This is a genomic window from Yinghuangia sp. YIM S10712 (assembly GCF_051388935.1).
Classification (GTDB): Bacteria; Actinomycetota; Actinomycetes; order Streptomycetales; family Streptomycetaceae; genus Yinghuangia.
Window position 1 is genome coordinate 1 of record NZ_JBPKBI010000047.1, and the last position, 9584, is coordinate 9584.

Genomic DNA, 9584 nt, shown 5'->3' on the forward strand with positions numbered 1-9584 from the left:
ACCGCCTGGGCCCACCACGCGAACCTCACCGCGGCTTGACGCCTAACGCCATGGGATGTCTGACAGGAGAACGTGCCTTCGACGGCAGCGGTCGATGCCTGCCTCGATCGTTTCCACCCTGCAGATCGTCGAATTCAAGCTGCCGACTCGTGTGGGGTCATCGTGTACTCGATCACTTCTTCCCCGTCGACCTCGTCGACGACGATGACCACGCGGATTTCCAACGCCTTGGCGAGCCGCTTGACCAAGGTCAACGTCGGCACGACGCCGGCCCGTTCAATCGCCGAGATATTTGCCTGCTTCATGTCGGCCGCATCAGCCAGTTGCTTCTGTGTCCAGCCTTTCGCAGTCCGGGCGGCATGAATCGCAAGACCGAAGTCCATGGCCTGATCGATCTCGTCGAAGGCACGCGGGTCACTCGCCTCGATGGCGGCAACCTCGGCGTCCACGTCCCAGCCGACATGCCCTTCGGCGCCTGCCACCACACTTTTCCGACGCGCGGCCACGGCACGCCGGCCGCTGACTCCCGGCTTCTCACTCATCGTTGCTCCCTTTCACTCCTGTACCCCAGCCGCCGAAAAAGCTGATGTGTGCACACCCAGATCCGTCCATGGTCTATCCGTCATCGAAGCGCCTGTACTCATCTGTTGCGGGTTCATGCCCGCGGCATCCGGCTTGGCAGTCCCGCATCAGTCGCCGCGCCTTCTCGACTTCAGATCGTTCGACTTGTCTGGTCTTCTCGAACACAGTGAGCAAAATAATGCGCTTGTCGTTGGTGATCCAAAAAGGAATGCGGATTGAGATATCACCAAAGTGCGTGAGTCGCAGTTCCCATAAACCACCGCCAAGCGATTTGACCATGTCGCCCATCGCCGTTGGATCAGCCTTGAGTCTCTGCACCGCACGGAGCACCTGCCGGTACTGCCCGGGGGACACCTTGCGAGCGTCTCCCAGCCAGTTGCGAACACTCGGTTCAATCTCGACCGCGAACATACAAAAAATCATATACCAACGCTTGAGTTCGGGCGAAACCACCGTTTGATGGGCACCGCAGCATGCCGATCATCTCCCCCTGGGCTTGACCAGTGACGTCAACCTTCCAACTGTGGCGCTCCGTGCAGTCTCCACCGATGGCCTTGCGGCATGACCCCGTCCCACATTCCTGCTTCTTTCCCAACAGAGCGTGTGAGCCCCATCGCCTGCCACCCGCCCTGGATTCCGGCCCGCCCCACCTCCGCACTGGAGCAAGGGCGTTTACGACCCGAACGCGCCGCCCGGCACACACCCTGTGCGTGCTCTCCCCCGCCGACCGGATCGACGCCCTCCGCGACGCCGTCTTCCATCTGACCAGCACCCTCGGTGTACGCGAACTCCCCCTGCGGCGAACCACGTTGTCCCGAGGCTGGGCCCACGTGACCGTCCACGGAGCCCGCATTCCCATCAAGATCGGCCACCGCAACTGCACCATCGTCCAGGCAACCCCCGAATTCACCCCCGCGGCCGAACTCGCCGCAGCCCTGGACCTCCCGGTGAGAACAATCCTCACCGCCGCAACAACCGCCGCCCACAACGCCGGCCTCACCCCCGGCGCGTCATTGGGCTCTCTCGGCATCACACTCAGCACCTGACCGGAGTATGCGTTCCCCGACGAGATGCCCGGGACCTCCGGCCTTGGCAGTCCCGCATCAGTCGATCGACACCAGACGGCACTGGGCGGCAGTATGTCGCGGACGACATATATCCTCGTGGCGTGGATCGTCTGTACGTCATTGAGGTGGAACCCGAGGTTCGGGCCTGGCTGGAACTCTTACCAGGCAGGCTTTACCGAAAGGTGGAGGACTACGCTGAGTTACTGGCAGAGCTGGGGCCGCAGGCTCCGATGCCGTACGCCCGGCCGCTGCGCGACGGGGTGTGTGAGCTGCGGCCCGTCCTGGACGGTGTCCCGACCCGGGTCACCTACTGGATCACCGGCGATCGCCGGATCGTACTGCTGACGGTATTCCGCAAGACCCGACCGCATGAGGGAGCCCAGATCGACCGGGCTGTCCTGGCCAAGAAGGAATGCGAGGCCTACCACGGCCCGGCACATATGGACTTCAGTCGAGAGAACGAGGATGCGTGATGGAACACAGTCGGTGGAAGCTGGCACGCGAACGCAAGCTTGTCGACGGTATTCGCGAGTCGCCTGAGATCGAGCAAGAGCGTTTGGAGAACCGGCTGTCCATGGCCTTGGCCAAGGCCGTCTACGACCGCCGCATCGAACTGGGCCTGTCGCAGCGCGAATTGGCTGAGCTTACGGGTCTGACGCAGGCCAAGATCTCCCGGATCGAGGGCTCCGACACCGTTCCCACGCTGCCACTGCTCGCGAAACTGGCCAAGGGCCTGAACGCCTCCCTGAACCTCGCCATCGACGTGGACGACGCACGGGTGACACTCATCGGGCACTCAGCCGCGTAGAAGGAACGTAGAAGGCACTCTGAAGCCGGCTCGCTCTCAGCGTTTCCTCTGACTCCTCACGGGCCGAAGCGCTCTTCGGCCCCCAGGCGTCGATGACGAAAAAATCAACGATGCGCCACTCGCTCCGATGCGCGCTTTGAGTGCTCGGGTTTGCACTCTGAGTGGAGAGAACGCTCGCGGCTGACACTTATCGCGACGGAGCGCGGTCTGTACGGTGACCAGGCGTTTCATGGCGTGCACGCGGCAGTTTTCAGCCAAACCCCACAAGCCACTTCACGCGGATCGGCCGCGTTTTTCCCGGATAGCAGAGAAATTCGGACACCGCCACAATCCTCTCCACACCGCCGAGTCACCCCGGATGCGGCGGCTGGAAAGGGGCTTCACCATGCAGCACAAGCGCAAGCTCGTCGTCGGTCTTTCCGCGATCGCGATGAGTCTGGGAATGGTTGTCACCGCCGGCTCGGCCCACGCCGGGACGAACAACACGGATTACGTCTACACCGGCAGCACGAAGACCGGCAAAGTCTGGTTCGACCACGTCGGCGACTGGTTTTACGTGCAAGACCTGGCTGCGGACAGCCACGGCGTCGCCGTTCAGTACCGCATCAACGACTCCTACGCTTACCCGCTGCTGGTGAACAACAACGGAAGCGGCAGCGTCAAGGCCTTCAACATGGATTTCCCGGAGGGCGCGAGGGTTTGGTTCCGGGCCTGTCTCACGGAGAACAGCGTCGCCTGGGACTGTGACAGCATGGCATGGTCAGAAAGTGCCGTGAAGGCCACCGCCTGACCTTCAACTGCCGTGGTAGTTCAGCGCATTGCGTACGGGCGTACGGCCCTCCGCACCGGCGGGCCGTACGCAGCACACCNTGCCGTGAAGGCCACCGCCTGACCTTCAACTGCCGTGGTAGTTCAGCGCATTGCGTACGGGCGTACGGCCCTCCGCACCGGCGGGCCGTACGCAGCACACCTCGGAAGTCGCAGGCCGATTCGAAAGAATTCGCGTTCAAGGCTGCTTGAGATTCTGGACCGGGCGGGACCCCAACAAGGTTGGGAATACCGTTGGTTCGCCGTTCGGGAAGCCACCAGCGCATCGCGGTCGGCTCGTTCGGAACCGCCGTTGACGTAGCCGGGGTCGGCCTGGCGCATCAGTTCGGGTGCGTCGTGGACCGGCGGGTAGATCCAGCGCTCGGTGATGTTGCGCTTGAGTGTCTTGGCCTCGGCACCGGCCAGGGCCACGGTCCGTTCCCAGCCGGTCGTGAACACCGCGCCCGCGCCCCCGAGATCCATGCAGGTGACGTACGGCGCGGGTGCGAACACCGTCTGCGGCGCGCCGAGCAGGTCGGCTGCCGCGTTGTGTCCGGCGTGCCTGCAGAGCGGGATCGCGTGTTGGCAGCTCTGCATCACAACCCGCCCGGGCTCAGCGGTCGCAGCGGCCGTGTCGCCCGCGGCGTACACCTGCGGTACGCCGTCGACACGCAGGTACGCGTCAACGGCCAGGCGCCCGAGTCGGTCGCGGGCGGCGGGGATCTGCTCCGTGAGCGGGTGCGCACGCATGCCTGCGGTCCACACGACCAGGCGCGCGGGTATGCGGGTGCCGTCCGTGAGGCGGACCGTGTCCTCGGTGACGGCCGCGACGGTGGCGCCCAGCACAGTTTCGACGCCGAGCCGGTCCAGGGCCTCGGCGATGACCGGGCGCGGCCCCGCGCCGAGGCCGGGGCCTATGGCAGTGTCGCGTTCCAGCAGGACGACACGGACCTCGTCGGCGGCGCCGTGCGGGGCGGCGACCGCGCGCAGCCGGTCGCGCAGTTCCGCCGCCATTTCCAGTCCGGTGAATCCCGAACCGACCACGACTGCGGTGAACCTTCCCGCAACCGCCGGCAGTTCGGGCAGTCACGGTATGCGGTGGGCCACGACGTGGCCGCGACGGGACTCGTCCTCACGCCTGCCGGGAGCAGTCCGTACGCCTCGCATCACCCTGATTTCACGGGCCCAAGGTGACTTCGGCCCAGACGGATTTGGTGGGCGGGGTCTCGGTCGTGGTCCAGCCCCATCGGTCGGCGCAGGTCGAGACGAGGAGCAGACCACGGCCCGAGATGGCGTCGGCGTCGGGAGCAGTGGCCGGCGTTGCGGGTAAGGGGCGGTCGGGGCTGGGGTCGGTGACTTGGATGCTGACGCGGTCGCCGAGCAGGGACATGCGCAGCTCGAACGTCTCGTCCGGGGTGTGGGCGTGCAGGACCGCGTTGGCGGCGAGTTCGGCGGCGACGATGGCCACGGTCCCGGAGAGGCCAGGGGCATGCGGGACGCCCCACAAAGCGAGTTGCGCGACCGCGAGTTGACGGGCGACGCGGGCTCCGTACGGGGTGCTTTCCAGGCGAATCGCGAACTCGATATGAGGCGTGGGGAGTTCCGACACAGTGAAGGCAGGAATGGGCTCCGGTACGGCGATTTCCGGACGCGCTGCTGGCGATCTCATGGCGCAACATTCGGCGCGAAGAGGCTGGTGAGAACAGGCCGGAGGTGTCCCCCACGGCGTCGTGTACGTGTCACGGCCCAATCTGTACGCGCCGACGAGCCAAACCGCTCGAACGAGTCGTTGATTTCTCTATGTGATCGCGTGATTACCGCTTAGTGTGAGGTGGCTGGAAGTTGCCGGTACCGAAAGGCGTTTGTCCGGGTGCCGGTGGCATGGAACGCGCAACGGTGGGGCGGGTGTTGGTCATGACCACGACGAAGGCGGGAAGCGGCGGCGCCGACGGGGACGGGAAGGCGCAGACGAACGGCAGTGCGCCCGGGAACGCCCCTGGAACCGCTCCGCGTCGAGCGAAGCGCAGCGAGCGCAAGGACGACTTGCCGGGGATCTGGGTCGGGTACGGGAAGTTGGTGAAGCTGTTTCGCGAACGGGCAAAGATGACGCGGCAGCAGCTTGCGGATGCGGTGGGGTACTCCGTGGATCAGATCGCGTCGATCGAACAGGGGCGGCGACCGGCGAAGGAGGCGTTCACGACGGCGGCGGAAGTTGTGTTGGCGGCGGACAACGTGTTGGCGACGCTTCAGGACGAGGTGGACCTCGCCAAACTGCCTCTGTTCTTCCAGGACTTCGCGCAGATCGAGATGGGAGCGCTGTGCAGGTTCTCATACGATCCGCTGCTGGTACCAGGGCTGTTGCAGATCGAGTCCTACGCGCGAGCGGTGTGTGCGGGGCATGTTCCGCAACTCAACGAAGACGAGATCGAGCAGAGCGTCGAAGGTCGATTGGCGCGACAACGCTTGCTCAACCGAAAGACGGTGGTGAACCTGTCGTTCATCATCGGCGAAGCGGCACTGACGAACATCGTGGCCAATGAGGCAGTGATGATGGAGCAACTCCGGCACCTGCTTCTTGTCGGGCAGCTGCCCAACGTCGAGATTCAAGTCATGCCGTCGCATGGAGGCTTCCACCCAGGGCTCAACGGGCCGTTCGTGCTGTTGGAGACCCTGGAGAACCGCCGCCACGCGTACGTGGAATCTCAAGACGTGGGGCAAGTCCTAAGTGAACCAAGGACTGTAAGTCGCCTCACACTCACCTATGGCAGGCTACGCTCGCTGGCGTTGAACATCGACGAGTCCGCACGGCTCATCGAGAAGTTGATCGGAGACCGATGAACGCAGAGCACAAGCAGCCGGGCCCCTGGGTCAAGAGCAGCTACAGCGGATCCGGTGGCGGCGACTGTGTTGAGGTCGCTGCGGCACCGACGGTCATGCACGTACGCGACTCGAAGCTGCCCAACCTCGCCACCCTCACCTTCCAAGCCGCCCACTGGTCCGCCCTCACCAACTCCGTACGCCACCACGCCTGAACAGCGCGTCATCACCGGTCGGCGGCAGGCATGTCCAGTACATGCAACCTGCCGCCGACAGCCATGAATCGGCAACCCGAGGAGTGATGAACGTGACCGAGGAAGCATTCCGCGCAGTCGACCACTGCACCTGGATCAAGAGCAGCCACAGCGGCGGCAGCGGCGGCGACTGCGTCGAGGTCGCCCCCGCATGGACGAAGAGCAGCTACAGCGGAGGCAGTGGCGGCAACTGCCTGGAGGCCACCGCCACACCAACTCTCCTGCACGTACGCGACTCCAAGCTGCCCAACCTCCCCATCCTCACCTTCCAGGCCACCCACTGGGCTGCCCTCACCAACTTCCTCCGCCACGACGCCTGACCAACACACAGCCACCGCCGCCCCGTCAACGCACACCGCCGCATACCCGGCTCCGTGGCCCCTGCTTCAATGGTGCTGACCGGCGCCAGGAGGCAATGCGCAGTGACGAACTACACCCGTATGTACCGCTTCGGCATCACTCCCTGGGAGTCGTACGGCAAGGCAGCGCGTGCCGGCATCGCGGCCTTGCTGGACCGTGAGGTGGCGGACCGCCCGCAACCTCCCGGCCGTGCTCTCGACATCGGCTGCGGGCGTGGCAGGTTCACCCCCGAACTCGCGCAGCGCGGGTGGCAGGCGGTGGGCATCGACTACGTCCCTGCCGCGATCAGGGCGGCCCGGCAGCATGGCGATGCGGGGGTCACCTACGTCATCGGGGACGTGACCGACCTCCGGACGACCGGCCTGGGGACCTTCGGCTTCTTCCTCGACATCGGTTGCTTCCAGGGCTTCGACGCCGAGCAGCGCCGGGCGGTCGGCGAAGGCGTCACCGCCCTGGCCGAGCCCGACGCGACATTGCTGATGCTGGAGTTCGGCCCGACTCGACTCCGCAACATGATCGGCGGCGTGAGCCAGGATGAGGTTGAAGCCGCGTTTCCCGGCTGGGAGTTGCTCTCGGTCGAGCCGGCACAGACCGCAGGCCTGGGCTGGCCGATGAACAAGTCGAAACCACAGTGGTACCGCCTGCGCCGGCAGGCCGCGTAGCGGGAGGCCTGCCGGGGAGGTCGCGGCGTCCTGTCGCAGCGGGTGGCGGGCCCCACCTCGCTCACTTCTCGTTGACACAGCGCTTCGCTCTGGCGACGCGTTGCTTGTACCGCTCGGCGTCACGGGCAACCGGGCGCCCCGCCGGGGCGTTCCCGCCCGGCGCCCGCCGCCGCTCGTCCTCTTCCAGCGCCGCCAGGAAACCTCCGGTGCCACCGTCCGCGTGCATCGTCCAGCGGCATTTCCCTGGACCGCACCAGACCTCAGGTGTGATCGGGGGCGGGCCGCCCCCTCTGGCGTTCAAGACATCCGGTCCAAAGGCAAGTTGATCGCGCGAAAGGGCCTGTTGCGGTACCTGGCATCCTGACTCCCAGTCGACGGCGGGGGAGATCATGATGAGTGCTTCGGCGGCCGGGCTCACGCCTGCCGAGGAACTGGTGCGAGTGGCCTGGCAGACCGGCGACACGGCAGTGCTCGGCCCTGCGGGAGACGCGGCAGCCGGGGCGCGGTGGGGTGCGGACCGTACGGTGCGCGCCCGTGTGCTGCGGGCGTTGGTGGTCGAGGCGGCTGCGGGCGAGCTGCGCCCGGCGGAGCTGCGGCTGCGTGGTGCCCGTGTCAGCGGTGAGCTGGATCTCGGGGCAGTGGAGCTGCCGTTCGCGTTGGTGCTGGAGGGGGTGTATGCGGAGGCGCCGCTGCGCGTGAGCGCCGCGCAGGTGGTGTCGATCGGCTTGCTCGGCTGCCACATCGTCGTCGCGGGCGGCTTCGCCATCGATGCCTCACACGTGACGACGCGGGGCAACCTCGATCTGACCGCGACACGCGTCATCGGGGGCGAAGTGGAGCTGTCCGGCGCTCAGATAGGCGGCAACCTCGTCTTGGACGCAGCCCATGTCAGCAACCCCGGCGGGCGAGCCACGGTAAATGCGGGGCAGACCACTGTCGGGCAGTACGTGCAGTGCCGTGAGGGCTTTCGTTCCGAGGGACGGATGCGGCTGAGCGGGGCGCAAATCACCGGCGACCTGGATTTCTCCGGTGCGGTGCTGGACAACCCGGCCGGGCCGGCCCTCTACGCGGCGTTGATACACGTCGGTGCGGACCTGTTCGTTCATGGGGGAACGCGGGTGCAGGGCTCCTTCAGCCTCCCGGGCGCCCGGGTCTCCGGGATCGCGGTCTTCGGCGAGGCGACGCTCGGCAGGCTGCCCGACCCCATGGCGGACGGCGCCCAGGAGGCGTCGGAGTATGGTCTTGACATTGAGGGCCTGACCGTCGAACAGAATCTCTCTTTCAGCAGGCGCTTCACTCTGGTCGGGCCGGTGCTCGCGGCGGGAGCGCAGGTGACCGGGACGTGCCGTTTCGAAGGAACGGTGCATCCGATCCCGTTGTGCCCCGGCGAGGAAGAGTCCGCGCGGTTGCCGCAGACGGCACTGGACCTGCGGGGGCTCCGTGCCGACACTCTTGTCCTGACGCCGCGTCACGAAATCGGCGGAGTTGTCGATGTGGCGCGCGCGACGGTGCGCGTCCTGGAAGATCTCCGCGCAGTATGGCCGCGGCACCTGCGGCTGCGCGACTTCCGCTACGAGGCGATCGACGACCACGCTGCGGGCGCCGACGTGCCGGCCCGACTCGACTGGCTCGCGCGGGACACCGACGGGTACGCGCCGCAGCCGTACGAGCAACTCGCCCTCGCCTACCGGGCCGCAGGCCGGGCCGACGATGCCCGTGCCGTCGCCGTGGCCGGGCAGATCCGGCGGCGTGGCGTGCTCGGCCCGTGGTCCCGGGTATGGAATTACGCGCAACAGTGGACCGTCGGCTACGGCTACCGCCCGTGGCTGGCCGGAATTTGGATCGCCGCTTTCCTCGCAGTCGGGACCGCCGTGTTCGCCTGGCAGTACCCGGAAAACCTCGTCCCGGCCAATCCCGACGAGGCCCGCCCGGCGTTCAATCCGCTGCTGTACGCGACGGACTGGCTGATTCCCGTCATCGACTTCAGACACGGCAAATACTGGGTCCCGCGAGGCATCGCGCAAGTGTGGGCGTTCATCTCCGTCGCGGTGGGCTGGGTTCTCGGCACCGCCGTGGTCGCCGCTCTGACCGGACTGGTCAAGAAGGAGTGAGACGTTGTCCTGCGCGGTGGGGCGGTCGAGTCGTTTCACACAGACGAGTGTCGCGGGTTCCTGAAGACTGACCCCCAGGAGCCTTCCGAAAATTGACCCCCCATGACCATGGAGGG

The 9584-nt window shown here is 66.2% G+C and carries 13 protein-coding genes; 9 read left to right on the forward strand and 4 right to left on the reverse strand.

Annotation, left to right across the window (positions count from 1 at the left end; all coding sequences use genetic code 11):
* Window positions 1–134: 134 nt before the first annotated feature.
* Window positions 135–542: a helix-turn-helix domain-containing protein gene (locus tag ACRX5W_RS32785; protein ID WP_436792043.1), complete on the reverse strand. Its 408-nt coding sequence runs from the start codon at window positions 540–542 to the stop codon at window positions 135–137.
* A 73-nt stretch (window positions 543–615) separates the two neighbouring features.
* Complete coding sequence (locus ACRX5W_RS32790) at window positions 616–993, reverse strand: type II toxin-antitoxin system RelE/ParE family toxin (RefSeq protein ID WP_436792044.1); 378 nt, start codon at window positions 991–993, stop codon at window positions 616–618.
* Between the two features lie 137 nt (window positions 994–1130).
* Between ACRX5W_RS32790 and larC the strand changes: the two genes are divergently transcribed.
* From larC to ACRX5W_RS32810, 4 genes are all read left to right on the forward strand, one after another.
* Window positions 1131–1628: a nickel insertion protein gene (larC, locus tag ACRX5W_RS32795; protein ID WP_436792045.1), complete on the forward strand. Its 498-nt coding sequence runs from the start codon at window positions 1131–1133 to the stop codon at window positions 1626–1628.
* A gap of 122 nt (window positions 1629–1750) precedes the next feature.
* Window positions 1751–2122 carry a type II toxin-antitoxin system RelE/ParE family toxin gene (locus ACRX5W_RS32800; RefSeq protein WP_436792046.1) on the forward strand — a complete coding sequence of 124 codons (372 nt, stop codon included), beginning with the start codon at window positions 1751–1753 and terminating at the stop codon, window positions 2120–2122.
* Window positions 2122–2457, forward strand: a complete 336-nt coding sequence (locus tag ACRX5W_RS32805; RefSeq protein ID WP_436792047.1) for a helix-turn-helix domain-containing protein — start codon at window positions 2122–2124, stop codon at window positions 2455–2457. Before ACRX5W_RS32800 ends, ACRX5W_RS32805 begins: the two co-directional genes overlap by 1 nt.
* A 385-nt stretch (window positions 2458–2842) precedes the next feature.
* Window positions 2843–3247, forward strand: a complete 405-nt coding sequence (locus ACRX5W_RS32810) for a hypothetical protein (RefSeq protein WP_436792048.1) — start codon at window positions 2843–2845, stop codon at window positions 3245–3247.
* Between the two features lie 122 nt (window positions 3248–3369).
* Here ACRX5W_RS32810 and ACRX5W_RS32815 read toward each other — a convergent pair whose 3' ends face one another.
* Window positions 3370–4308: an NAD(P)/FAD-dependent oxidoreductase gene (locus ACRX5W_RS32815; RefSeq protein WP_436792049.1), complete on the reverse strand. Its 939-nt coding sequence runs from the start codon at window positions 4306–4308 to the stop codon at window positions 3370–3372.
* A 133-nt stretch (window positions 4309–4441) separates the two neighbouring features.
* On the reverse strand, window positions 4442–4933 hold the full coding sequence (locus ACRX5W_RS32820) for an ATP-binding protein (RefSeq protein WP_436792050.1): 492 nt from the start codon (window positions 4931–4933) through the stop codon (window positions 4442–4444).
* Window positions 4934–5178: 245 nt separating this feature from the next.
* Here ACRX5W_RS32820 and ACRX5W_RS32825 point away from each other — a divergent pair, with 245 nt between their 5' ends.
* The 5 genes from ACRX5W_RS32825 to ACRX5W_RS32845 all read left to right on the forward strand — a co-directional run bounded on the left by ACRX5W_RS32825 (window position 5179) and on the right by ACRX5W_RS32845 (window position 9468).
* Window positions 5179–6102, forward strand: a complete 924-nt coding sequence (locus tag ACRX5W_RS32825; RefSeq protein ID WP_436792051.1) for a helix-turn-helix domain-containing protein — start codon at window positions 5179–5181, stop codon at window positions 6100–6102.
* Entirely contained in the window at window positions 6099–6296 is a 198-nt protein-coding gene (locus ACRX5W_RS32830; protein WP_436792052.1) for a DUF397 domain-containing protein, read from the forward strand. The genes ACRX5W_RS32825 and ACRX5W_RS32830 overlap by 4 nt, the downstream gene beginning before the upstream one ends.
* 92 nt (window positions 6297–6388) lie before the next feature.
* Window positions 6389–6655 carry a DUF397 domain-containing protein gene (locus ACRX5W_RS32835; RefSeq protein WP_436792053.1) on the forward strand — a complete coding sequence of 89 codons (267 nt, stop codon included), beginning with the start codon at window positions 6389–6391 and terminating at the stop codon, window positions 6653–6655.
* A 102-nt stretch (window positions 6656–6757) separates the two neighbouring features.
* Complete coding sequence (locus tag ACRX5W_RS32840; RefSeq protein ID WP_436792054.1) at window positions 6758–7357, forward strand: class I SAM-dependent methyltransferase; 600 nt, start codon at window positions 6758–6760, stop codon at window positions 7355–7357.
* A gap of 392 nt (window positions 7358–7749) precedes the next feature.
* A complete protein-coding gene (locus ACRX5W_RS32845) occupies window positions 7750–9468 on the forward strand; it encodes a hypothetical protein (protein ID WP_436792055.1) in 1719 nt (572 codons plus the stop codon).
* The last annotated feature ends 116 nt before the right edge of the window (window positions 9469–9584 follow it).